Here is a 23567-nt window from a genome sequence, read left to right on the forward strand (position 1 = left end):
TTTAATAAACTTTTTTTTAAACTAAATTTTTAACAATGAAAAAGTATTTCAATTTTATGTTATTTACCGTTGCCGCCCTTTTGTTTACGGGTTGTAGCAACGAAGAGGATGTTACCGTAGGCGGTAATACCGACCAGCCGGGTAAAATTACCTTTACCTTGCCTGCGGCAAACGGATCGGTAACTTATGCCGCACCTATTGCCAACACCAATGAAACTGTACTGAAAGACCTCTACATCTGTATGTTTAACGGTGGTGTGTTGGAGTATATTTACCGTACCGACCGTACAGGAGACATTACGGGATTTACAACCGGATCGGCGACATCCCGTACTGCCACTATCGATGTAACCGGAAAAACAGGAGCCAGAACTTTCTACTTCGTGGGTAACGGTATCGGTAAGGCTCAGGAAATGGAAGCCGCAGGTGCATTGGTGGTAGGAACCACTACCGAAGCTGCTTTTAAGAATCTTATTTCCGACAAACAAACAGCTCTTATCAAGCCTTCTGCTACGGATGGTCTTTTGATGTCGGCTTCTACCACTGTGGCAGAAGTGAAAACTGCAACTGTTGCTGAGAAAACAGTGAATCTAAAACGCCGTGTGGCTCGTTTCGATGTGGATAACACAGCGGCAACTACCAATTTCACGATCACCAATATCGTGGTATCGAATGCCAACCTGAGAGGCTACCTTATTTCGGGTGGTGCAGGCAAAACGATCGAGACAGGCGGTTTACCCGTAATCCCTTTCACCGGGTTAACAAATGCAAACCTGGGTGCTACCGAAAGCGTATTCTACCTGTATCCAACTACCCTAGAAAGCAATAAAACAGTGATTTCGATCGAAGGAAAACTCAGTGGAGTAACAAAAATATACACAGTACCCGTTCCTGCTTCCACTCCTATTCTGGCTAACAGCCGTTATACGCTGAAAGCCCAAAAAGTAGATGTAACGAATATTGAGTGGACTTTGGTTATCAATCCATGGGATGAAGGTACAACGGTAGAAGTAGGCCCCGGAACTGATGCTATGACCGTATCGGCATTGGCTGCTACCGGTACAGGTGCCGGTGTTATCGATGCTGCTACTAGCACATATGACATCTCGGAAGCAACTACTGCCAGTACATTTACCTTCGAAGTAAATTCAATGAGCGGTACAACAGCTGCCATTACTTACCAGTATAGTGACGGTACTTCGTTACCGGGTCTTGCCATTGATGCTCCTGCTGCTACACTTACTTATGCAGGTGCTTCGTATGTACAAAAATACAGTGTAACAGTTCCTGTACAAACAGTTAAAGTTCCTGTAAAAGCGATTATTACCCTTACAAACGCAGCCAACAAAGATTTTACGAAAGTAATAACTATTACCAGCGTACCTAAATACAACGGTACAGCTTACAAGCCTGTTTTGTTTGGCGGTAAATATTGGGCTCCTGTTAATGTAGATGCAACAGAAATTGATGCAACTGTATTAAATCAAGCTTCTATGGGTAAGGTATATCAGTGGGGACGCAGCAACATCGGTTGGGTAACAAAAGCTACTGCTGCCGCTTTTGGCGATGAGCAGGCAGGTCCTGTTTCTTTTGTTGATGCAACTACGGGCGGACAATATGCTGCTAAGTTTATCACTAATGCTGGTACTTTACTCGATTGGTTGAAATCGGATGATGCAGATTTTGCTACTCGCAATGGATTATGGACTGCTGCTATTAACAATAGCCCATGCCCTGCCGGATGGAGAGTGCCAACTTCTGCTGAATTGTTATTAATCAAAGCAGCCTATACTAATGATTCTCAGTTCGATAAAATTACTCACTGTTTGGCTATTCCGGGTGATGTAGCAGGCGAAACCCTTTACTTACCAGCAGCAGGTCGTCGTAACAATGGAACTGGGATTTCCAACAATCAGGGAACGTATGGCCATTACTGGTCGTCTACAGTTAACGGTAACTTCGCAAACAGGCTAGATTTCACCGCCATAAGCAGTGATGTAAATGCATACTATCGTGCCTATGGCTTGTCTATCCGCTGTATCCAAAAATAATAAGTAAATAGTACTATACTCCAAAGCAGGTGGGTGATTACCACTCACCTGCTTTTTTTAATATAATAAAAAATAAAAGGGCAACTGTTCGCCCTGCAGCAAGGCAAAAATACAGGAGCTGCCATGTCAGCAATCATGTTACCCAAAAAGGAAACCACTAAAAAGGAAATAAAACGTACCACAAGGTACTCACCATAAAACAGTTCACTTATTCCAGCTAAACGCAATATACAATACAATGTTTAAATTAATACTATACGGTTTGCTTTGTACTGTTTTGTATTCCTGTAACAAGGCAGACGAAGCAAACATAAACCTACCCACAGCCACTTACCAAACCGCTTATCTGCAAGTAGGTATCGATGAAGCATTCACCTATGCGACCATTGAAGGAAGCACTGCCGAAAACGAAATCAGATCCGTAGCCTTTTTTGTAGTCACGGCAAAAGGCGAGTTCAGCAAATACCTGAGTACGGAACCCTTAAACTCCGAACGTGGATTATCGACCGCCCTCTCGGGATCGCCCGGTAATTACAAGGTTTCGGTAACCATAAAATCAAGTGATTTTTCGGGTACTACCGATATTTATGTAATCGCTAATTACGCCCAAAACGGATTAGCCGACAAGTTGTTGGAAATCAATAGCCTGAACGATCTGCAAAAACTGCAAAGCATTGCCCTGACCGAAAATGGCACAAACCTCCAATGCCCCTTGCTGATGTATGCCAAACAGAGTTTAGCACTGACAGCAGAAGGCACAACAAAGACCACCATCAACCTCAAACGCATGGCTGCACGTGTGGATGTGACCGATCATATTAACGATGTTACTAAATTCAAACTGATTTCGGTACAAGTATTCAATCCCAAAACCCGGACTTACCTTCTGCCTTCGGAGGATAACCCCTTAGCCGATATTACCTCTGTACCACGGTTAAACAAACTATCATATATAAAAACCGATAAGACAATAAACCTTTATATCTACGAAACAGTAGAAGCGGAAAGTAATTTGCTGCCGGTTCTGACGATTCAGGTCGTTTACGAGTTCAACGGAATTGGGCAGATACAGAACTTTCCATTTAAGGGCATAGACGGTAAGGCGATTCGTATAGAACGTAACAAGGTGTATACGATCCATTTTTCGTTGGACGACAACAAGAATCTTAGTTTCTCACCCCTCGTAGTTGATGACTTTGACAAGGGCGAAATAGAAATATGATGCAAGGTAAAAAACAATATAACCCAAAAGCCAGGCAATGAATAAAAAGCTAGCATACCTCATGCAACTGCTTACCGATAAAGGTTACGCCACAGAGTATGACAGAGCAAACAAGCAATTGCTATGTTATGGCGAAGATACTTACGGCATGTTATTTCATGTTTTTAAAATAGAGTCAGAGGCACTCGAAATCACGTCGATACACAGCACCTATTTAGTAGACGATTTCTTGACAGAAGCCCGGGAGATAATAAGAGAGACCAATCGGGACATCCCTCTGGGACAGTTTCACCTGAATGAAACAGGTCATATCACCTTTTATGCCCGCTACAAATGGGACAAGGAAAACAACCTGTCTGTGGAGGAAGTATGCGAAGACGTATTTCGTGCAGGATCTTTATGCCGTCAGGCACTCTTTGAGAATATGCTTTGCCAAAAGGAATGATTAAACATATAAAGAAGTACCGGATCGTCAGATTCGGCGCATTTGTAGTTTTGTAAAATTTTTGTAAAGAAAGTCCCGGTGGGCAGTGATGCCCGCCGCTCTTCGCCCCGCCTCTCCAAACGGGGAGGACAACGGGGTCATTTGAATGAATGAATGAAAAGTAAAATAGTAAGAAAAAGTAGTTGATGTCACATTTTTCAATTTAAAGGAAATAAAATTTCGGGTAAAGGAGCTACATAGTTTGTGTCGTTATATATTATAAGATTTGTAATAAAGCAGGCGGCATCAAGGTAGTGATTATATGGATGCCCCGATAGTCTCCCCAACCCTTCTTATTGTCGTGAAGGGGGAAGGGGGAAACTAAAAAGGTAAAGACAACAAAAGATAAAACAAATGACAATAATAGATAGATATACATTCATAAATACCCTCTTTCGGGGCTTTGCCAATTCCTCTCTTTTGGGGAGGCTAGGAGGGGCTATTTTGTTGCTATTCTTATTATTCTCCTGTATCAATGACGAGGAATGTATATCCATAGCCCCCCGCCATATCCTTATAGTCTATATGGGAGGTGACAACAACCTCTCAGGCGAAACCGATCAGAAGATCGAAGCCATCCGCTCAGGGTGGAAAGCTTCGGACGGCGATAAACTGCTGATCTATCAGGATGGCGCAGGAACTGCACCGACCTTAACTGAAATAGTCAACCGCAAGGGACAAAATACATTGAATATACTCAAAACCTACTCCGAAGAAAACTCTGCCGACCCGCAAGTTTTCGCTCGTGTAATTGCCGAAGTACAGGCATTATACCCCCTTTCAAGTAACGGTAGGACTTACGGCTTACTCCTATTCTCTCACGCTTCCGGCTGGCTGCCAAAAGGAGCATTAACACAACCCCGATCCACCACCAGATCCATTATAATAGACGGCAGCGATGAAATGAACCTTATCGATTTTGCCAATGCCATACCCGATAACACCTTTGAATACATCGTTTTCGAAGCCTGCTTTATGGCAGGGATCGAAGTAGCTTACGAACTCAAAGACAAAACCAATTATATACTGGCATCGAGTGCCGAGATTGTCTCTCCGGGGTTTACTGAAAGTTATCCACAGACTATCAATAACCTGTTTGAAGATACGCCCAACCTGACACAATTTGCTAAAGGCTCTTTCGATTACTTTAATAACAACACAGGTTGGCAACACTCGGCTACTTTCTCGGTCATCAAGACCTCGGAGTTGGATAATCTGGCTGCCTTTGTCAAAAGCAACTGTGATTTTGATAAAGAAATAACAATAAACGATATACAGCATTTCGACCGTTACAGCTACCGCCTGTTCTTCGACTTTGAGGATTATTACTCTCGCCTGTTGGAAAACGACACGCAAAAAGCTGAACTGTCGGCATTGGTAGAAAAGGCTGTAATATGGAAAGCGGCAACAACGGCTTTTATGATCGGCTACAACGGCTTTGAAATAAACAAATATTCGGGATTGACAAGCTATATACCACAGGAGAGGTTTCCTTTTCTGAACGGAGAGTATAATAAACTAAAATGGAGCGAATAAGAGAGAAAGAGAGAGCAAAAAAACTTGGCGTCTTGGCGTCCTTTGCTTTAAAAAACAACTAGCGGTTTAATGAAAAACTTATAATACGATCAAACATGGAACTTACAAAGACAAAGAAACGATTAGCTTATGTGGCGGCATTTCTGATTATGCTTTCATCGCATTACCTGATAAAGGAAAGCCCCATAACACTATCCGCCAACTTACAGTCGGTTACAGCAGGCAATCAGGAACAATTCTCCCTGTGCATGGATCAGATAACCGGGGCAGAGTATTACCGCCTGAACTGTCCAGTATGCCGAAAGCTGATAGACGCTCTGAGTGTTAACACCACCCTTAACCGATAACAATAAGAATGAGACATAACGTAAACCTCCCCTCCGTATTAGTCTGGATCATCTATCCGGTAGCCTTTACCCTTTTCGTCATTTTTTGTTTTATGACCTGTAACAGCAAACCATTGGGTAGCAACCAAACGAAAACCCCTGTCCAAAAAAGCACACCCTCGTTTGTTATGATATCCATCCCCGATAGCCTCAAACAGCCTAAAGACAGGGCTGAATATCTCGTAATCCATTATTGGGATAACTTTAACTTTTCGGATACAAGCTATACGCATCTGCCCGAAGTTACCGAACAGGCATTTGCCAACTATATAGAGATATTACCCCATACCCAAAAAGAAACAGCCGAATCCTCCATAAAAGTATTACTAGGCAAAGCCAAAGAAGAACAAACAGGAACGATGTATCCTTACTTCTGTGATCTGTTCAAAAAATACCTGTATGAACCGAACTCTCCTCTGCGTAACGATGAGTTTTATATACCCGTTGTCCGATACATTATCGAAGACAGAACAAGCGATGAAGCGAAAAAAGAACGTGCCAAATTCCAATTGGCGATGATGCTGAAAAACCGCATCGGAGAACAGGCAGCCGATTTTAGTTACACACTCGCATCGGGAAAAACAGGGACACTTCATCAACTCAATAGTGACAATACCCTGCTTTTATTCTACAATCCCGATTGCCATGCCTGCGAAGAAACAATTGCAGGAATAAAAGCATCACCCGTACTGGACGAACTCATACAAAGCAAAACACTTACGGTACTCTCTTTCTATCCTGATGCGGATATCACAATCTGGAAAAAGCACCTGAGCGATATTCCAACAAATTGGATCAACGGCTATGACAAAGAGCTGGCGGTACAGAACAAACGTTTGTATGACCTTAAAGCCATTCCTTCGCTTTACCTGCTGGACAGCGATAAGAAAGTGATTCTAAAAGATACGGAACTAGCACGCATTGAAGAATACTTAAAAACAAAGAATAAATAAGCAATAAATAATGTGGAACATAGCTAAAAGGAAAAACAACTCTACGATGGTAGAATATAGCTGTTTTTCAGCCGGTGTAGTTATCGAGGGCAATTTACACGGCAATGACAATATACGCATCGACGGAACAATAACAGGCAATATCAACTGTTCGGCAAAGATTGTCGTAGGACAAAAGGGAATCGTTACAGGCGATATAGCCTGTGCAGAGATAGAAGTATCGGGAAGTCTGACGGGTAATGTGCAGGTCACAGAATTACTGTTTTTACATGCAGGTTCCACCTACAGAGGCGATGCCCTGATTAATCGGATTCAGATAGAACCGGGAGCTGTTTTTTTCGGCACTTGCAAGATGCCACTATCTCAATCTGCCCGGATTGGTGACGAACCCAAGCATCATCTGATGAATATATTAATCCCAAATAAAGACCATTAAAAATCAAACAGATACTCTATGAACAAATATAATTTACTTCCAATCAAAGCACTGATCGTAATAATAGCTCTCGGCATTGCAGTGACAGTAATGACCGTATTAACGATTCTTTGCCTTACAGCAACAACTGCTTTTGGTTAGAGCAGGTCTTCGCCGCTTTGAATACAGTTTAGTAGCGGTTTACAGCCCATAGAAAAAATAAAGCAACACAATAAATACATCCAGACCAATCTATCCGATACTATCCATACCATTTGTTATGAATCTCTTTTACTAACAGATGTATACCAAAAACACACCGCTTGTTTAGACCATCAGGTACAGGCAGTAACAGCTAGTTTATTGAAAGCCATGCAGGGCATTATTCATCAGCAAGAAATGCCCGTGTGTGTTATTGGTCCATTATACATTAATACAAATTGTTATGAGAAGATTAATTCAAACACAGTTCTTCAGGTTGTTGGAAACAAGTTCACAAAAGCCTGCCTCAGAAAACAACTTAGACCATGCCCTGAATCAGTTTGCGGGAGAAATGGTATCACTCAGCCAGGCCGAGTCCGATTTCAGCCTGCTCCTGCGTATCTATGCTTTTACCCGAGCCAGACTCAACTCCCTGCTGGAACAGACACTTGTCTGGGGAACGGAAAAAAAATCCTGCCGTCTGTTTTCTCAAAGAAGCGTTGTTGCTGATTGAATCCGAACAGGACTTGCTGCACCGCCGTATGGAATATCCCGCAGCTTTTATCCGGGAGCTTTCCCCGATATGTCCGTCCGAGTTATTTCTGATTCCTAAACTCAAAGAGTTCGGGGTAATGGGCATTACCGAGATTACCTGCGGACTACATTATCTGGAGGCTGTAACCGGTAAAAACGGTAATCCTACACATCTGAATCATTTGGCTAGTCATTTTGAGCAGGGATTAAACTTCAGTTTCGGGGATATCTACGACAGGCAGGATGCTCTTTTCAGACGCAAAGCCTGTAACCTGACCAAAGGACTGGATGCTATGCGGGCGGCTATTATCAGGGAGAGCCGCAGGAGAAACAACAGCTAATGAGAGTCAAAGAAAAGAAAATGAAAAAAGATGCAACTGTAATTATCTAACAACAAATACATTATACTTATTATTTAGAGGAGCCGTTAACGGCTCCTCTATTTTCATTACTCTATTCTGCTGTACTTTGTTTGATCAACAATGCATTGGAGATAATAACAAGAGTATTATAATCCTTTAAAATGAAGCAATATGTATATAGGAGAAGATAAATTTAATAATTGGATGCAGAGACTCACCTCCAAATTGGACGAACTGGGCAGGGATTTGAAAACATTGGTCAATACCCATAATATTTTAGACGATAATGAGAAGATACTGGATAATCAGGACTTGGCGTTCCTGCTGAAAGTGTCGTATCGCAGTTTGCAGCGTTACAGGGATAAGGGTATTCTGCCATTCTTCAAGGTAGAAGGACGGGTATATTACAGGGCAACCGATATCCGAGTGTTTGTAAAGCATTACAGCAGTTCTGCAACAGTCAGGTGGGTTGAGCCTATATCTGAAGATAAAGTATAAAGCCGCCTCCAACCAACACTAATTTTTTCCCTTAACGAATGTCCTCTCAAAAAACAATGGAGGACTTTGATAAGGGAAAGAATTTCATTAAGAATAAAAATATGGAGCTATTTGTTGATCTAAATTAACAATAAAACTCATCTTACTAGCAAACAGACAATGGTATTCCCAAATGCTTATATACCAAAATTATAATCGAATAGGCACGGTAAAGCTCCTCGATATTAGGATACTTCTGCAAGTAAGTGTATGGGCAATGATAGCTATATGCTCTCCTACGGTAATTATATTGTGTTAGTTCGAAATGATAAATAACTCCATCCATTACCTGTGTCTGCATATGTCCCCAGTCCTCTAATACGGCAGTAGTATCAGCTTTAAATATTTTCATTTTGTCTTTAATATCTTCCTGATCCGGTAAAGTAAGAACCTGATTTTTATCTAACTTACTCCATAAATTATCGAGTCCATTATTATCAACATCTTCGGCAACCCAAGAAGAATTGTGATTTTTCCTAAATAAGTGGGCTTCCCATATTTTATTATTTAACCGCATAACAAAAAGAGAAGAACTGTTTGTTAATGTCGGAAGGGTATATAATCGGAATTCAAGTTCATTATTTTGAGGTATCTTAAAATTCTTATTTATTTCTTTTTCCAGTTTTTCGTCATTTATAGGATGAGAGCCAGACTCATTTCTGAAGTTGATTTGAGCAGAACTTTTAATAGCAAATAGCATTATGATTATTAAGATCGTTAAGATACGTTTCATTATATCATCCTTATTTTGGTTATTTTTATGTTGATTCTTCAAAATTAAAAGAAATAATTGCAAACGACGTATTTGTAAATATATAATATCACATTGTGTTAATCAGATTGTAAAGAAAAGAACACAACACAACTCTACATCCCTCTCCCTCTTTTCTTTCGCTGCCTGATTTTCTCCTCTTTTTCTTTTTCACCAGCAAACTTCTCAGCTTCCCAATCCGTTCCATGCTGCTCAAAAGCGAGCAGGCTTAAACCATCGGAATCAGCGTCTGGTTGAACTCCAACGGATTCAACAGAGTTGCTGAGACGATTCGTTTCAATGGAAAGTTTATCAACCACCGTTTGCTGAATGTTCCTTTGAGAAGGATTATTCAGCAGGTCATTAAATACATTCGCCGAAAACTCCTTACCCAAGCGGGAACCGTTAAGTATGGTTTGATTTTGATAGTCGATAAAGGTCACACCATAGATACGCCCCTGTTCATTCTTACGGAATACACAACCGATACCCGATTGCAATAACGACTTTCTAAAATCATCCATACAACGGGATCGCTTCATTGCTTCGGAAATAATCGGTTTTAACCGTTCTTTGACTTTAACCTTTTCAATAGCTGATTTAGATAGTTCAAAATGCTTTTGTAACGCATCATATCCAACATCCTTGCCGAATTTTGATGATTTAATGGGAACACCGACTTTGTTTTTATGCTCATCAATTGCCGAATAGATTAAGCCATTATAAGGTTTACCATTATGTTCTCCCTTAACTTCTTCTGTTGTTACATGAAACATTTCCAATAAAGTACAATATTCTCCCAATGACTGAAAGCGATAATTTGCCATCACTGATTTAGTGATATTACCCACTTGATGTTTAATATCGCCTGCCTGATAGTCTATTTTCCTGGTAGGTGCTTCATTTTCCCGTTTTCCTTTCTTTAAAGGAATAAGCTTAAACTCCTGTTCCAATTCTTTGCAAATCTTCATCGAACGCCTGACCTCGTAACTGTCATTAATCTTTTTGCCTGTTTCGTCAATCCGTAATGAAACGATATGCAGATGTTGTCTTTGGATATCCGAGTGCTTGAAAACAACATAAGGCTGATTACCATAGCCAAGCTTTTGCATATAGCTTCGGGCAATCTCAGCTAGTTGTTCGTCTGATAGCTTATCCTTTGGATCGGGATTCAGCGAAGCATGAAACACTACGTTCTCTGTCTTCCTATTATTTGACAGATAGGAATAAAACGAATCCATGCAATCCCGAATGGAGAATTTACCATCTGCCGAATCGAACATCTTTTGTCTGTAGATTACATCCGCTTGCTTGTCTTCTACTTTGATTTTATTGTAGTTTAAAACTCCGAAAACAGACTTTCCGGTACTTATTTTGGCAAGCATTGTTCTTTGAGTTTGGTGGCTAATTCTTCGATCTCTAACTTGGATTGAATAAATTCAAGTGTCGATTTCTCTACTATCTTTAGCATATAACGAGCCTTATCTTCCCCTAAATTCCGAACCAATGTTGTAAATAGTTGGTTGTAGTTATTCTTTATGGCTCGGAATTGGGCAAAGAATTGTGTCAATAACATGACAAAATCAATTGTACTTTTATTAATCTGAATGATTTTTAGTTGATTGTTTAGTACACGATCTACAACAAATGATGATTTGGATTTCATTTTGGATTGCTTGTACATCTCTAAGAATTTCTCATTCTCACTATCATTTAGACGAAACATATATCTATATTTTAGACAATGGTCTTTCTTTGGGCGACCTCGCCCCCTTTTCTGTTCCTCTTGGGTCTTCTTAGGCAGTATTGCCCCTTTAACAACAGGTTTCCTGTTCATACATCAATTGGTTAAATAGGTTCGACTTGGGAGAACCGCCCTCCAACTTAAGGTTGGAGCAAGAAAGGTTTTGGCAGATGAAAATGGAATTTTCTGCTGCCGGGAACACTTCTTGCTATTGTCGATTGACAATAAAATCCGCTCGTTAGGGCGGACTATACTAGCAAGCGGAACGGTTGCTTATTTACTTCGGGAATAACTTCCGAAACAGCTCACTGTTTCCATTATACTTTTTCGGGTTTTACGATTCTCTTTTTCAAAAGTAGACAATGGCTGTGAGCTGATAGCCATTGCTTTGGTAGACACGATATGTCAGTTCCGGACATAGGATGACACGGGAGTTGGAAACGGTATAAGTAATTGATATTCTGTTTTTATTTGCAGGTAATTAAGCGAGTGAGCCGGTACAAGAGTTGATGTTTTGTTTTTTACCTATGTGTTTTGGTGAGTTGCTTGGTACTTATATAAGCGTATATATAAACTTATATGTAAGCGTCTACGCAAGCTTTCGCTTATGTACCAAAGTTGTAAACCTGGTAAGTTGGTATCAACTTGTTTTAGTTAGTACAAAGCAACATAAGCACAAAACAATCTATGTATTCATTAGTATCAATATACATTTCTAGTAGAGTCGTTTGGTAAGTTGGTATCAACCTGCTTAAGCACGTACAAAACAATCTATGTATTCAAGTATCAATATATATTTCTAACAGAGTAAACGCTTATCAATAAACCCAAACAGGTACATAAGCATGTACCGATGTATTTACATAAAAACCAAAATAGTTTCAGTATGAAAAAGAACCCATTATTCGTAGCCTTCTCCACCCAAAAAGGAGGAATCGGCAAAACTACATTGACCGTATTGTTTTCGAGTTATCTCCATTATGTCAAGGGATATAATGTTGCCGTTATTGACAGTGACTTCCCCCAGCACAGTGTCGTGAAAATGAGAGCCAGAGAAATCGACCAAGTGATGAATGATCCCTATTACAACAAGATGGCAGAAGAACAATTTACCCGATTGGATAAGCCTGCCTTTGCGATTGTGGAAGCAAAAGCAGAAGAAGCCATTGCTGTTGCCGAAGAATTGATCAACCGTACATCGGATGAATTTGATTTTATCTTATTCGATCTGCCCGGAACATTGAATGGCGAAGGCATTGTCAATACCCTTGCTTCGGTCGATTACATTTTTGCACCCATCAGTGCCGATAGGATGGTTCTGGAAAGTACCCTGCAATTTGCCATCCTGATAAATGATATTATCATCAAGCCCAAAGCAGGCAATGTAAAAGGGATGTATCTGATCTGGAATCTGGTAGACGGGCGGGAGAAAACCAAGCTGTACCTTGCATACGAGAATGCAATCAAGGATTTGGAATTACATGTGCTAAACAATGTGCTGCCCGACAGCAAACGCTTCCGTCACGAGATGGAGGAGGAACACAAGCCGGTATTTCGTTCGACACTCTTTCCGATCGATAAACGATTGCTTAGTGGGAGCAACTTCGATTTATTGTCCGAAGAGATTATTCAACTCATAAATCAAAACAAGCATGAGTGAGCAGGATAAAACAAAAGCGAAGAGCCGTCAGATAGAGATACCCAATCAGAATACCCTGCTTTCAACTATCAGTCAGGTTCATAAAGCAGGAGATCTTTCGCAGAGTATAGTATCTAAGGAACCGGAACAAATTGAACCCGAAAAGGCAGAAAATAATCTAACTACTGACCATCAACCAAAAAAAGAGTTAGAAGAATCTCCAATTGCCGAAAGTAAGCCTGTAAGCCTTCATCAAAAACGAAAGAGAGGCAATCAACCGGATGAGTCGTATTATAAGAGTACGTTTCTCACTAAAAGCGAATCGGGTTCCCGAAAGAATGTTTATATCAATCAGGAGCTGCACAAGACGGTTTCAAATATTGCGAGTGCGGCAAGAATAATAGATGGTAAGATTGTTACTGTCGGGGGATATATAGATAATGTTCTTGCCGAACATTTTGAAGCCAATAGGGAGGAGATTAATGCTTTATACCGTATCGGGAAGAATGACCTGGTTAAATAATATTCAAAATTTAAGACTAAAACTAAAACTAAAATGGAAATAGATATAGATGCAGAGAAAATAAAAATGGCAGTATTGGCTGTAGCCTGTCTGTATATGGCAGGCTTGAATTTGTGGATACTTTTCAAAGATTGGTTTAATGAGTGGTATAGAAAGAAAAAAGATAGAAAAGTAGCACGGAGAAACAGCGTAGAGTTAGATGAGCGGGGTATTCCGAGCTTTGTGGGTAAATCAAAAACAGATACACGACTTTTGGCTTCTTTGAAAAACAAGCAACAGCAGATAGAAGAGAATAAACCAATACAAGCTATTCCTATGGAACCAACGCTTGGTAGAAAAGAGCCGGAACCGGTAACTAAATCAACGAATGATCTGCCGGTTAGTTCAGAGGAGGAATTCATCTTGTGTTCAGGTTATGACAAAAGCGATGCTGAATTGGCAGGCAATCAATCTTTCATGATTGATGAGTTTGAGTTGATGGCTAAATCTTTACAAGGTAAACCAATAACTAAGGGAGAAGAACAACAGGTGGCGGGAATAATAATCAGAGCTAAGGGTACTGATTTATATGAACAGATGGTCAGTCAGATCGATGGAGCTAAACAGCGGGCGTTAATTGTACTGAAAGAGTATGAGGCTGAAGAGTCTATAAGCGGTGGCTCTAAAAATGGGGGTTTTGATTTGAGTAGGTATGTTTAGGAATAATGGTGAAATATATCTCACGAATAGGAGTGCTAGTCGGATCATTAATTCAATAAATAGCTGTATATCAATTATTTATACAGCTATTTGTTTTAAGATCATGAAACTATTGAAATCAATATCTGATTCAGCTAATCAAAAATTACGGCTCAGTGATAAACTCTACAAATTCCTTACAAAAGGCATCATTAGCTACTAGCTTTCTCAAAACCATTTCAAAATTTCTTAGTTCACGCTCCTCCAATAATTTTTGTTCGGTAGATTTACCAATATGACCAACCCTTAAGTACATATCAATTGCTTTATCTATCCCATTGAGTGTTGTTGGCATATCACTAAGGATTAAGCTGTCATAATGACTATCAATTGAAACATATAATGGATATTGTCGATGCTTTGTCTCTATTTGTAATTGTTCAAATGAATTCTTTTTATGGTAGATTGTAGCTTTTTTCTTCAAATCAGAATCAAGGTCTTTGGGTAATACTATTTTAAGTTTAGCATTAGTGTAATTTTTTCCATTTACAGACATCTCATATCCACTACCAATACTATCACACACTAGTTGTATGAAATTATAAAAATAGCCTATCGCTAAAACCGTGGATGGCAACATCCCCAAGAATCCAAGTTCTATTTTTTCTTGTATTTCTAATTTTAATTTTGATAAAGTTTTAATTAAAGAATCATCATCAATAATTAAAGAATCGTCTACATCTTTAGTACAATTAAAATCCGCAATAGTAATTCCCAATAAATCCGAAGGGAGCTTTACTGATTGATCTTTAATTACATATGCTTTATCACGCCCCAATCGACCTAAAAATAGACCATATTCAAATATGACATTATCTCTTGCCGTGGCAAAATCTTGTTTGCGAGAGATTGTATGATCATCTTGCGTAAAAACCATGAAGCCAAAATCAAATAGGCTTGCTTCTTTCATTAATGTTTCAAGAAAATTTTCATTATATTTGAAAATATTGTCAGTCCAAAGGAAACATTCATACTCATCACTAAAGAAATCTTTAATTTTTTCAGCAACATTTAATCCTTCCTTAGAGGATCCTATAAAAATTCGTGGTTTCATGCTATTATTTTAAAATGTATTAAATCTTTTATTATTTGATCAAGTTCATAACTTAGTTTTTTAAATTCACCCAATTTACCAGGTTTTCCATTGAAAATATATTCACGTCCATCAACTGAAACTATACTATTAGCGTAATATGGATCTGAACTTATTTTGGTGAAATTATTGTATAAAACTATTGCTAATTCCAAATATGTAGAGTTTTTATATTCATCTATGGAGATATTGTAACAAATTGCATTTATATCAAAACTACTAAATTCTATTTCTTGATCAGAGTCTGCTTTTAATGTTTTTAGGAACCGTATCATCTTTTTTAAGCGCCCTTGTGTTTCTGTACTCCTTTCATTGATTCTATTGATGCTAATGAATGGATAATCTGAAGATTCTCTAGTATTGGTGGATTTATTGTAAATCTGCACACCTCTATTGTCACCCTTATCGTTTATTATTGATCGCACATCATCATACCAAGAGGCAGTGACAATATCTACATCTCGGTGTAAATCAAGATTTCTAATTTTGATAGATTTAGGTTTAGATATGTCGCATTTGGTATATTTCCGAATCAAAATATCTTCACTTTTCAATCTGATATCTCTCAAATCCTGGAGACAATTACCTTGATATGGTGTTAAATTTAACTCCCTGTTTAGTTTCTCGATTTGTGTCCTATAGAAATTTTGTTTCTCAGTTTCCGAATCAAGAATTTTATCTACATTATAACGATCCCAACTGTAAAATTTTTCAGAAATTGTCAATAAATCAATGTCACTATATCCTTTAATATGTGTTCTTGTCATAACAGAGCCTTGATACCTATAAGTGACATTTGTTAGCTCTTTCTGTAAATGAGTTTTAACACGTTCCCCTGCTTCTATCGTTTTTTGTGTATAACTTTGGTCAACTTCATTCATTGCAATCTTTATATACTTAAGTATATCTTGTTTATCATCTGCAAATGCACTGAACATTTTCCTTTCTACTAACAAATCTTGATCAGGGTTCTGACGTGATAAGGTTTTAGACAATAGTGTACTGTAGTTTCTCATGTTGTATCTTTTTTTAATATTTAAAAAAATAAAAGCAAAATTAATGCCAATAGGAAACAAAATATTACACCTGACAAATTGTTTTTATTTAAATGCAACAAGCTGACATAATGTCATTTATATAGAAAATAACTCTAAGCTTAAAAAGATAATCAAATTATTTTTATTAAATTTTATTAAATTTAGCAATAATCACAGCAGTCATAATCATCAATGACTACTATCAGTTTCTCCTATAAATTATTAATCAGATTAAAGCTATGCTAACAGGATAAGCGGCTATAATGCCGCTTATCATTTATAATAGATGGGAACTAAATCATATGACATCTTATCATCTCTTGTTCCGGGCTTTATAATGCTATTGTCTTATTTGCCATTTTTCGGATATCAATATGATAAGGATTATGTAATTGGTTATACAGCAATTGCATTTGGCTTAGGTTATCTCTTAAATACCCTAGGTAGTTGGCTGGAAAATTTCTTCTTCTTTACATGGGGAGGAGTTCCATCTTCCAATCTCTTAGAAGGAAAAGGTATTAAGAGAGTAAAAGTTTACAACCATGAGTCAATAAAAAGTAGCTTGAAGAAATAAACTTCTAATCAAGCTGCTTGTAATAAAGAATAATTTAATATTGCAATGAGACATGTATTTACATCCAAGGATCATAGAGCGGAGGATTTTAGTAATAGCTATGCTTTCTCCAGAACTATGCTAACTTGTGCTATTATTAGTTCTATTGTCATCATTATAACCTATTATGATGACTGGAGAGCATACCTGGCTATTCCTGTTGTCATAATATTTTGGTATTGGGCTAAACAAAGAGGATATTACTTTGCTAAAGAGATTTTGCAAATTTATTCTAAAATAGAAAATGTCAAATAATAATCTAGAATAAGACCTTGTTTTATTAGATAAAAAGCGAACAAATCCTGTTCACTTTTAATGATATAATTATAATCAAACCTCTTCTAATTCAATGATATATTATCAAAATCATACCGAAACACAATAGCCGACTTGCTTTCCTTTTGTCTACAAATTCTATCCATTACCCATTTTCTAAAAATCTCCGCATTCCTAGACTTAATACGATAAGCCAAAGCAATAATTGCATCTAGGTTGTAGTAAACTGCTTGCCGTTCTGTATAATTACTAGAGTTGACTGCGTATCTGTAAGTATAAGAAACTTCATCTTCCCGCAAGACACCCGATTTGAAGATAGCCCGAAGGTTATTGTTAATCGTTTGAGTATGGACACCAAATAAGAATGCAATTTCATAATGTGTGAGCCACACTGTCCCGTTTATCGGTTTGAAAATAACTTCTGTGTTATTGTTCTCATCTGTACTGATATATAATTTGCCTGTTTCCATGATGTTGATTTTTAGATTGGTTGATTACTACTGTTAATTTCTTTCTCAGGATACCTCCTGTTTCTCCTGCCGGGTTTGTATACCTTTTATCCGTTTACGCTAAGGTATATTTTCCTTCGATCCGTTCTGCCAGCTTTGTCATATCCTCATTAATTTTGGTACGGGTCGCTTCCGCATAAATCTGGGTAGTCTTGATCGACAGATGCCCCATCATTCGGCTAACGGTTTCTATCGGCACTCCCCCTGAAAGGCAAATTTCAGTTCCGAACGAGTGCCTACTCATGTGGTAGCAAAGCCGTTTATTGATTCCGCCAGCTTTTGCCAACTCCTTCAAATGTCCGTTAACACTGGTGGAAGACCGTATCTTGAAAATCTTGCCATCATTACCGGAAAACTTCGTATCCTTATACTTGTCGATAATTTTCTTGGGGATATCCAATAAGGGAATATATGAAGTTGCTCCTGTTTTCTGCCTATTCAAGATAATCCATAGGCTACCGTCTGCCTGTTGTTGAATATCCGTATATTGCAAATTCTTTAAATCAATATAAGAAATGCCCGTAAAGACCGAAAACAGGAACATATCCCGGACGAAGTTCTGAGCAGGGCTTTTTATTTCTAATTTCATCAGGCGGTCTATCTCGTCATGACAAAGCCACCGAGGATTAGATATTATCTTTTCAGGGGTATAGTCGAAGAAAGGGTCGTTTCGCAACAATCCCTTGTTAAATGCACGCATTGCCACAGTACGGAACGGTTTCATAGTTGACTTTGCTGTTCTCAAAGACAGCCGTGCATCTATTTTTAGGTAATAATCATATTCTTCGATCATTGCCCCATTAACCATACCGAAAGGAATGTCGTGAGAATCGTATTTATGCTTCAAAAAGCCCTTGAAGTGTCTGTATGCAGCAGGATAAATAGCATAAGAACTGGCAACTATTCTGATTCCGATACTTTTCCGTTTTTCTTCAATCAGTTCAGGGAACTCCTGCATAACTGTATTTTGAACCGTTCCGATACCCCTAAGTGCATTTTTGAGCAATTCAGCGGTTACAAAACCTTGATTCTCTACCATATTCCGATAATACTGTTCTAATTCAGATTTTAAGGTTTCTATCTGCTTGTTGATAGTGAAAACTTCATCGAGCTTGCCGACAGCCATTCCTTTGGCGGCATCCCATTGTTTTGGCTCAATATCCATTCCGATACTGAAAGCCTTGCTCTCTGCGTCCACACTGATACGCCCCATTATCGGACATTTGCCCGATTTCTTTTTCTTACTCGTATTGAGATAGAATAAGATGCTAAATGTGCTTCTATTGTATTTCATAATTGTGTATAGTTGATTCTTGTTATTCTACCGGTTACTTGTCGGATAATCAAATTTATCCGTAAGGCGTATAGATAATTGTTTCATATCGTTGCCGATTTTCTCGTTATTGACCCGGGCGTAGCGTTGAGTAGTCCGTATATCCCTGTGCCCGAGCATCTTGCTAACACTCTCTATGGGAACTCCCTGAGAGAGGCATATTTGCGAAGCAAAGCTATGACGGCTTTGATGGTAGGTCACGTTCTTGTCTATCTTACAATGTGTGGCTATTGTTTTCAAGGTATTGCCTATGGTTGTTTGCGTAGGTATGCAGAATAGGTAATCTCCCTCTGCACACCCTCTGTATTTTTCTATTATCTGTATGGGAATATCCAGCAGTTTAACGTTAAATGGAACGCCTGTTTTCTGCCGTGATGAACAAATCCACAGGCTACCGTCTTTTTCCGTGATGATTTCTTTGCATGTAAGTTTTTTAAGGTCGGCATATGAGATACCGGTGAACGAGGAAAACACGAACATATCACGAATGAAGCAGAGCTTTGAGCAAGGAAGAGGTGTTGAAATAAACCGTTCCAACTCTTCTTTTGTGAGCGAGCGTGTTTTTATCTCAGGTTTTTCCGGTTTAAATCCCCCAAAAGGTGGACGGTTGATTAAATTCCTGTTCAGGGCTATGCGTGCGACTTTTTGCAGATAGATAATATCTGTAATTGCCGAACCCGCCATTAATCCGCATTCCACCCGCAAATAGAAATCAAAGGCTTCAATGAAAGGCAAATCCAGTCGGCAAAGGGATATGTCTCGGATTTTATACTTCCCCCGAATAAAGGATTTGAGATGTTTATACGTTTTCTGATAATTTTGATAGGTTGATGCGGAACGGTCTATACCAATCCTCGTTTGGAACTCCCGCATCATTTCCTCAAACAAAACAAGCAGGGTTTTCTGTGTGGATGCGATTCCTTGATAAGCGTTCTTAACGTCAATAGCCGTTACCGTTCCGGTGCGCTCTAAAATATCTTTGTAGTGAGAATGTATCAGGAGATTAATTTTGTTAATCTCCCTGTTGAGTTCAACGGCAACACGGCTTTTGCCGACTGCCCGTCCTGATTTGACATGCCAAAGGTGTTCAGTAACAGATAATTTGGAACTGAACTGGGCGATACTATTCCCGATAATGATTTTCCCGATAATCGGATATGCTACATTCTCTCCGGCATTGTTTTTCTCAAGCCTACTTTCTCTTTTCAGGTAAAAAGATACCTTTAATTTGTTGTTCATAAAACTCACATTTTTAAGTTGATAAAATTACTCCTTATATGAGTTATTTGAATAATGTAAACAGCAGACAAACAGTGCTATACTCTACCAATAAAGGTCACCCGATTGCCCTGTTTTGCTCCGTCAAAAATGGGTAACGGTATAGAGACGGAATGTTTGCTTTTTTATGCCAAATTTGGCATTTTAGCTACTCGGCACTCAAAGACAGAAACGGACACTCATTCTGATTATTAGTTTGTTACCCTATTTTTCCTTCCTTTGCTTTTTCTATTGTCAGTTTGAAAAGAGCGATGCTGAATTAGCAGGTAATCAATCTTTCATGTTTGATGAGTTTGAGTTGATGACTAAATCTCTGCAAGGTAAATCAATAACTAAGGGAGAAGAACATCAAGTGGCGGAAATAATAATCAGAGCTCAGGGTACTGATTTGTATGAACAGATGGTTAATCAGATTGATGGGGCTAAACAACGGGCTTTAATTGTACTGAAAGGGTATGAGACTGAAGAGTCTATAAACAGTGGATCTATAAATGGGGGTTTTGATTTGAGTAAGTATGTTTAGGTATAATGGTGAAAATATTTTACGAATAGGAGTGTTAGTCGGATGCTATCTGTTGGCATCCGATGTTTGCTAGAGGCGAGGAATAGTGAGAAGATTGCTTATGTTAAAATTGCAGGAGGAATATTGTATAAGGAAAGTGATGTGATGGTGTTGCTAGAGGGAAACTTCTAAAAATTAGGACATTCTATCATGTAAAATATATTTGTATATCTGTTTTTTATATAACTTTACATTCTATCTAATATTATTATTGTAATCAATGGGAAAAACTGTAGAATTAGAAATCATTGAGTGGGTAAAATCACTATCATATTGGGAAAAATATATTGCATCATACATACTGAACAATATTGATATAACAAATGAAATCTTGCAAAAATCTTACATCTTTTTTAAAGAAGATGCAGGACTTATAGAGAATCATAATTTGGAACGACAAGATATAATATTTAAAGGTGGTATTGTTAATAATGAAGAATCTAATTCTCTTCTCAAAGAGGTACATAGTATAAAGAATGTAAATGCTTTAAAAGAGGACCAAGTAATACCTATAGGGGAAAAACTAACATTAATCTATGGTGAAAATGGTGTTGGTAAATCAGGATACATAAGATTGCTAAACAATGTTTTCAAATCAAGAGGAGATAAGAGTATCGTACCTAATATTTATTCTCCAAATCAATCTAAACCACCTTGTTGCACTTTTAAATTCATGAAAGATTCCAACATCTATGAGATTTCATACCCCGAGAGCGAAAATTCACCAGAATTTAATCTGTATTCCGTTTTTGATTCATCTACAGCTCATGCTCATTTAACACAAGAAGATGAGCTTACCTTTATTCCAAATTCGTTTTTGTTTTTTGATAAATTTATTAATAATCTACAGCATATTTTATATTTACTCTCATCTGAGATATCAAGTAAACAGAAACCGAATCCATTTAGAATATATTTTGAGAAAGAAACTTCCACAAAAACTATTATTGATGAGCTTTCTGCCAACTCTAAGATTTTAGAAATAAAGAAATTATCAGAAATTTCAGAAGAAGAAAAATCGAAGAATGAAATAGATGTTAAAGAACTAAAGACATTAAACTCTACAGATATTCAGAAGAAGGCAAATGAGATAAGTAAGATAAAATCACTCCTCGTTGATTTAAATTTAAAAATAGAACAATCAAATTTACTATTCACAAAAGAACAGATTGAATCTTTACAGTTAAGAATCAGTAACCATGGACAAAATATAGAGCTTTCTAAAATAGAAGGCATTGACCAGTTTAAGACTGATAAATTCAAATCAATTGGGAGTAATGAATGGAAAAACTTTATAAAATCAGCGGAAATATACGCTAAATTGCAAAATCTAGATATAAGTAATATTCCAATTCAAATTGATTATTGCTTATTTTGTCAACAACGATTAGACGAAAGTGCAAAAAAAACGATAGAATCATATTGGTCTTTTTTGTCAAGTAAAGTCGAAAACGAATTGAAAATCAGCAGCAAAGACATAAAAGATTTAGTAAACTTATATGAACAAATAGATTTCGATTTAATAAAGAAGGGAACAATATTAGAGGAATGGCTAAAAGAGAACTATGAAGATTTGCTATCAAATATAGAATCTAATCTATCTTTACAGAAAAACTATTGTGTCAAAATTTTAGCTTCACTTAAAAATATAGAATGGAATACGGAAATAACTACTTTTCAAATAGATAAGAAATTTATTGGAGATTTAAATAAAATACTTTCTGATGAATTATTGAAATTAGATATTGAGAAAATAAGTGAAAGGAAAAAACAACTTGACAAATCAAACAATGAATATTTAGATAGATGTAGACTAGCTCCATTAATTGATCAAATTGAGGAATGGATAAATGTTTGTAAATGGATTAAGAAAGCAGAAAATAAGCAGTTTACGACAAGAAAAGTAACATCTAAACAGAAGGATCTTTTCACTAAATATGTTACAGAGGATTATGTTAAAACATTTAATGAGGAATGCACCCTTTTAAATGCAAATTTTAAAGTTGAAATTCAACAACGAGGAAGTAAAGGAACAACACTAAAAAAACTTTCTCTGAAAGGGGAAACTCCAGCAAAAATATTAAGTGAAGGAGAACAAAGAGCAATCGCTTTTGCTGATTTTCTCTCAGAAGTTCAAATGGGAGGCAATGTTAAAGGTCTCTTTTTTGACGATCCGGTTAATTCTTTAGATCATAAGAGAAAGTATATAATTGCACAACGTATTGTTGAAGAATCTAAAAATAAACAAGTAATTATATTTACTCATGACATCTCTTTTTTTATGTCTTTACAGTCTATTGCTATTGAGAATAATGTAGAGTGTACTTATACAACAATAAGAAAAATACTTAATATCCCAGGCATTATTATTTCCGAACTTCCATGGCCGGCAATGAATGTTAAAGAACGTATATCTAAATTGAAGCAGAAGTTACAAAACCTTAGTCCTGTTGAAAATTCGGATAATGTCGATGAATATTACTTTCAAGCAAAATCTTGGTGTGGCTTATTGAGAGAAAGTTGGGAAAGAAGTGTCGAAGAAAAGCTGTTTAATGATGCCATCCAACGTTTCAATCCTGCTATCCAAACTCAAAGATTAAAAAAAGCACCATTCACCGTTGCATTATATAGTGATATAGAAAAAGGTATGGGAGAATGTTCTAATTGGGTTCACGATCAAGCAAGAGCTTTAAATCAAGATGCACCAAATACAAAAGAATTAAAGACCTATTTAGATCTCTTCGAAACTTTTGTTAAACAATTCAATTAGCCATATTATTTCGAGTGACA

Annotated in this window: 25 protein-coding genes; 17 read left to right on the plus strand and 8 right to left on the minus strand. The window is 37.6% G+C overall.

Translation table 11 applies throughout. The annotated features are described in order from the left end of the window. Positions 1 to 35: 35 nt before the first annotated feature. The 10 genes from CLV62_RS17915 to CLV62_RS17955 all read left to right on the plus strand — a co-directional run bounded on the left by CLV62_RS17915 (position 36) and on the right by CLV62_RS17955 (position 8642). Positions 36 to 2051 carry an FISUMP domain-containing protein gene (locus CLV62_RS17915; RefSeq protein WP_110312151.1) on the plus strand — a complete coding sequence of 672 codons (2016 nt, stop codon included), beginning with the start codon at positions 36 to 38 and terminating at the stop codon, positions 2049 to 2051. Between the two features lie 238 nt (positions 2052 to 2289). Further along, the gene (locus tag CLV62_RS17920; RefSeq protein WP_110312152.1) at positions 2290 to 3273 is read left to right on the plus strand and encodes a DUF4906 domain-containing protein; all 984 of its coding nucleotides are present in this window, start codon (positions 2290 to 2292) and stop codon (positions 3271 to 3273) included. Positions 3274 to 3310: 37 nt separating this feature from the next. Continuing rightward, positions 3311 to 3718 carry a hypothetical protein gene (locus CLV62_RS17925; RefSeq protein WP_110312153.1) on the plus strand — a complete coding sequence of 136 codons (408 nt, stop codon included), beginning with the start codon at positions 3311 to 3313 and terminating at the stop codon, positions 3716 to 3718. A 393-nt stretch (positions 3719 to 4111) separates the two neighbouring features. Then, on the plus strand, positions 4112 to 5293 hold the full coding sequence (locus tag CLV62_RS17930; protein WP_110312154.1) for a clostripain-related cysteine peptidase: 1182 nt from the start codon (positions 4112 to 4114) through the stop codon (positions 5291 to 5293). Positions 5294 to 5388: 95 nt separating this feature from the next. Next, positions 5389 to 5640, plus strand: coding sequence for a hypothetical protein (locus CLV62_RS21580; RefSeq protein ID WP_146212782.1), 252 nt, complete (start codon positions 5389 to 5391; stop codon positions 5638 to 5640). A gap of 8 nt (positions 5641 to 5648) precedes the next feature. Further along, entirely contained in the window at positions 5649 to 6632 is a 984-nt protein-coding gene (locus CLV62_RS17935; RefSeq protein WP_110312155.1) for a DUF5106 domain-containing protein, read from the plus strand. A 10-nt stretch (positions 6633 to 6642) separates the two neighbouring features. Beyond that, positions 6643 to 7068: a bactofilin family protein gene (locus CLV62_RS17940; protein WP_110312156.1), complete on the plus strand. Its 426-nt coding sequence runs from the start codon at positions 6643 to 6645 to the stop codon at positions 7066 to 7068. A gap of 424 nt (positions 7069 to 7492) precedes the next feature. Then, positions 7493 to 7762, plus strand: a complete 270-nt coding sequence (locus CLV62_RS17945; protein WP_110312157.1) for a hypothetical protein — start codon at positions 7493 to 7495, stop codon at positions 7760 to 7762. Continuing rightward, on the plus strand, positions 7752 to 8123 hold the full coding sequence (locus CLV62_RS17950; protein ID WP_146212783.1) for a hypothetical protein: 372 nt from the start codon (positions 7752 to 7754) through the stop codon (positions 8121 to 8123). Before CLV62_RS17945 ends, CLV62_RS17950 begins: the two co-directional genes overlap by 11 nt. A 192-nt stretch (positions 8124 to 8315) precedes the next feature. After that, complete coding sequence (locus CLV62_RS17955; protein WP_110312159.1) at positions 8316 to 8642, plus strand: helix-turn-helix domain-containing protein; 327 nt, start codon at positions 8316 to 8318, stop codon at positions 8640 to 8642. A gap of 145 nt (positions 8643 to 8787) precedes the next feature. On the opposite strand, the gene CLV62_RS17960 is transcribed toward CLV62_RS17955, so the two are convergent. The 3 genes from CLV62_RS17960 to CLV62_RS17970 all read right to left on the minus strand — a co-directional run bounded on the left by CLV62_RS17960 (position 8788) and on the right by CLV62_RS17970 (position 11269). Continuing rightward, positions 8788 to 9414 carry a hypothetical protein gene (locus tag CLV62_RS17960; RefSeq protein ID WP_110312160.1) on the minus strand — a complete coding sequence of 209 codons (627 nt, stop codon included), beginning with the start codon at positions 9412 to 9414 and terminating at the stop codon, positions 8788 to 8790. A 134-nt stretch (positions 9415 to 9548) separates the two neighbouring features. After that, positions 9549 to 10817: a conjugal transfer protein MobB gene (mobB, locus tag CLV62_RS17965; RefSeq protein ID WP_110312161.1), complete on the minus strand. Its 1269-nt coding sequence runs from the start codon at positions 10815 to 10817 to the stop codon at positions 9549 to 9551. Beyond that, a complete protein-coding gene (locus tag CLV62_RS17970) occupies positions 10802 to 11269 on the minus strand; it encodes a plasmid mobilization protein (RefSeq protein ID WP_110312162.1) in 468 nt (155 codons plus the stop codon). The genes mobB and CLV62_RS17970 overlap by 16 nt, the downstream gene beginning before the upstream one ends. Positions 11270 to 12062: 793 nt before the next feature. Here CLV62_RS17970 and CLV62_RS17975 point away from each other — a divergent pair. From CLV62_RS17975 to CLV62_RS17985, 3 genes are all read left to right on the plus strand, one after another. Continuing rightward, entirely contained in the window at positions 12063 to 12836 is a 774-nt protein-coding gene (locus CLV62_RS17975) for a ParA family protein (RefSeq protein ID WP_110312163.1), read from the plus strand. Beyond that, on the plus strand, positions 12829 to 13338 hold the full coding sequence (locus CLV62_RS17980) for a DUF3408 domain-containing protein (RefSeq protein ID WP_110312164.1): 510 nt from the start codon (positions 12829 to 12831) through the stop codon (positions 13336 to 13338). Before CLV62_RS17975 ends, CLV62_RS17980 begins: the two co-directional genes overlap by 8 nt. Positions 13339 to 13404: 66 nt before the next feature. After that, a complete protein-coding gene (locus CLV62_RS17985; RefSeq protein WP_146212784.1) occupies positions 13405 to 14037 on the plus strand; it encodes a hypothetical protein in 633 nt (210 codons plus the stop codon). Positions 14038 to 14182: 145 nt separating this feature from the next. Here CLV62_RS17985 and cap12 read toward each other — a convergent pair whose 3' ends face one another. Further along, positions 14183 to 15130 (minus strand): CBASS system CD-NTase-associated NAD(+) hydrolase Cap12, encoded by a 948-nt coding sequence (gene cap12, locus CLV62_RS17990; protein WP_110312166.1) that lies wholly within the window; start codon positions 15128 to 15130, stop codon positions 14183 to 14185. Then, positions 15127 to 16185 (minus strand): hypothetical protein, encoded by a 1059-nt coding sequence (locus CLV62_RS17995; protein WP_110312167.1) that lies wholly within the window; start codon positions 16183 to 16185, stop codon positions 15127 to 15129. The genes cap12 and CLV62_RS17995 overlap by 4 nt, the downstream gene beginning before the upstream one ends. Positions 16186 to 16492: 307 nt before the next feature. On the opposite strand from CLV62_RS17995, the gene CLV62_RS18000 reads away from it, so the two are divergent. Together CLV62_RS18000 and CLV62_RS18005 are read left to right on the plus strand one after the other, a co-directional pair. Further along, a complete protein-coding gene (locus tag CLV62_RS18000; protein ID WP_110312168.1) occupies positions 16493 to 16780 on the plus strand; it encodes a hypothetical protein in 288 nt (95 codons plus the stop codon). Between the two features lie 45 nt (positions 16781 to 16825). Next, positions 16826 to 17074 carry a hypothetical protein gene (locus CLV62_RS18005; protein ID WP_110312169.1) on the plus strand — a complete coding sequence of 83 codons (249 nt, stop codon included), beginning with the start codon at positions 16826 to 16828 and terminating at the stop codon, positions 17072 to 17074. A gap of 86 nt (positions 17075 to 17160) precedes the next feature. On the opposite strand, the gene CLV62_RS18010 is transcribed toward CLV62_RS18005, so the two are convergent. The 3 genes from CLV62_RS18010 to CLV62_RS18020 all read right to left on the minus strand — a co-directional run bounded on the left by CLV62_RS18010 (position 17161) and on the right by CLV62_RS18020 (position 20176). Further along, positions 17161 to 17565 (minus strand): virulence RhuM family protein, encoded by a 405-nt coding sequence (locus CLV62_RS18010; RefSeq protein ID WP_110312170.1) that lies wholly within the window; start codon positions 17563 to 17565, stop codon positions 17161 to 17163. A 94-nt stretch (positions 17566 to 17659) separates the two neighbouring features. Continuing rightward, positions 17660 to 18898: a site-specific integrase gene (locus CLV62_RS18015; protein WP_110312171.1), complete on the minus strand. Its 1239-nt coding sequence runs from the start codon at positions 18896 to 18898 to the stop codon at positions 17660 to 17662. Positions 18899 to 18925: 27 nt separating this feature from the next. After that, positions 18926 to 20176, minus strand: coding sequence for a site-specific integrase (locus tag CLV62_RS18020; protein WP_110312172.1), 1251 nt, complete (start codon positions 20174 to 20176; stop codon positions 18926 to 18928). Positions 20177 to 20411: 235 nt separating this feature from the next. On the opposite strand from CLV62_RS18020, the gene CLV62_RS18025 reads away from it, so the two are divergent. Together CLV62_RS18025 and CLV62_RS18030 are read left to right on the plus strand one after the other, a co-directional pair. Continuing rightward, positions 20412 to 20738, plus strand: a complete 327-nt coding sequence (locus CLV62_RS18025) for a hypothetical protein (protein WP_146212785.1) — start codon at positions 20412 to 20414, stop codon at positions 20736 to 20738. A 259-nt stretch (positions 20739 to 20997) separates the two neighbouring features. After that, positions 20998 to 23547, plus strand: a complete 2550-nt coding sequence (locus CLV62_RS18030; protein ID WP_110312174.1) for an AAA family ATPase — start codon at positions 20998 to 21000, stop codon at positions 23545 to 23547. Positions 23548 to 23567: the final 20 nt, after the last annotated feature.

Origin of the sequence: Indolivaga alginatilytica (genome assembly GCF_003201355.1) — a bacterium.
Classification (GTDB): Bacteria; Bacteroidota; Bacteroidia; order Bacteroidales; family Dysgonomonadaceae; genus Dysgonomonas_A; species Dysgonomonas_A alginatilytica.

Bases quoted from the DNA above. Each gene is read 5' to 3' on its own strand.
- CLV62_RS17995 (WP_110312167.1), bottom strand. From the start codon at position 16,185: ATGAGAAACTACAGTACACTATTGTCTAAAACCTTATCACGTCAGAAC.
- CLV62_RS17970 (WP_110312162.1), bottom strand. From the start codon at position 11,269: ATGAACAGGAAACCTGTTGTTAAAGGGGCAATACTGCCTAAGAAGACC.
- CLV62_RS17915 (WP_110312151.1), top strand. From the start codon at position 36: ATGAAAAAGTATTTCAATTTTATGTTATTTACCGTTGCCGCCCTTTTG.
- CLV62_RS18000 (WP_110312168.1), top strand. From the start codon at position 16,493: ATGGGAACTAAATCATATGACATCTTATCATCTCTTGTTCCGGGCTTT.
- CLV62_RS18015 (WP_110312171.1), bottom strand. From the start codon at position 18,898: ATGAAATACAATAGAAGCACATTTAGCATCTTATTCTATCTCAATACG.
- CLV62_RS21580 (WP_146212782.1), top strand. From the start codon at position 5,389: ATGGAACTTACAAAGACAAAGAAACGATTAGCTTATGTGGCGGCATTT.
- CLV62_RS17975 (WP_110312163.1), top strand. From the start codon at position 12,063: ATGAAAAAGAACCCATTATTCGTAGCCTTCTCCACCCAAAAAGGAGGA.
- CLV62_RS17930 (WP_110312154.1), top strand. From the start codon at position 4,112: ATGACAATAATAGATAGATATACATTCATAAATACCCTCTTTCGGGGC.
- CLV62_RS17935 (WP_110312155.1), top strand. From the start codon at position 5,649: ATGAGACATAACGTAAACCTCCCCTCCGTATTAGTCTGGATCATCTAT.
- cap12 (WP_110312166.1), bottom strand. From the start codon at position 15,130: ATGAAACCACGAATTTTTATAGGATCCTCTAAGGAAGGATTAAATGTT.
- CLV62_RS17980 (WP_110312164.1), top strand. From the start codon at position 12,829: ATGAGTGAGCAGGATAAAACAAAAGCGAAGAGCCGTCAGATAGAGATA.
- CLV62_RS17960 (WP_110312160.1), bottom strand. From the start codon at position 9,414: ATGAAACGTATCTTAACGATCTTAATAATCATAATGCTATTTGCTATT.
- CLV62_RS18005 (WP_110312169.1), top strand. From the start codon at position 16,826: ATGAGACATGTATTTACATCCAAGGATCATAGAGCGGAGGATTTTAGT.
- mobB (WP_110312161.1), bottom strand. From the start codon at position 10,817: ATGCTTGCCAAAATAAGTACCGGAAAGTCTGTTTTCGGAGTTTTAAAC.
- CLV62_RS17925 (WP_110312153.1), top strand. From the start codon at position 3,311: ATGAATAAAAAGCTAGCATACCTCATGCAACTGCTTACCGATAAAGGT.
- CLV62_RS17940 (WP_110312156.1), top strand. From the start codon at position 6,643: ATGTGGAACATAGCTAAAAGGAAAAACAACTCTACGATGGTAGAATAT.
- CLV62_RS17945 (WP_110312157.1), top strand. From the start codon at position 7,493: ATGAGAAGATTAATTCAAACACAGTTCTTCAGGTTGTTGGAAACAAGT.
- CLV62_RS17985 (WP_146212784.1), top strand. From the start codon at position 13,405: ATGGCAGTATTGGCTGTAGCCTGTCTGTATATGGCAGGCTTGAATTTG.
- CLV62_RS17955 (WP_110312159.1), top strand. From the start codon at position 8,316: ATGTATATAGGAGAAGATAAATTTAATAATTGGATGCAGAGACTCACC.
- CLV62_RS18020 (WP_110312172.1), bottom strand. From the start codon at position 20,176: ATGAACAACAAATTAAAGGTATCTTTTTACCTGAAAAGAGAAAGTAGG.
- CLV62_RS18030 (WP_110312174.1), top strand. From the start codon at position 20,998: ATGGGAAAAACTGTAGAATTAGAAATCATTGAGTGGGTAAAATCACTA.
- CLV62_RS17920 (WP_110312152.1), top strand. From the start codon at position 2,290: ATGTTTAAATTAATACTATACGGTTTGCTTTGTACTGTTTTGTATTCC.
- CLV62_RS18010 (WP_110312170.1), bottom strand. From the start codon at position 17,565: ATGGAAACAGGCAAATTATATATCAGTACAGATGAGAACAATAACACA.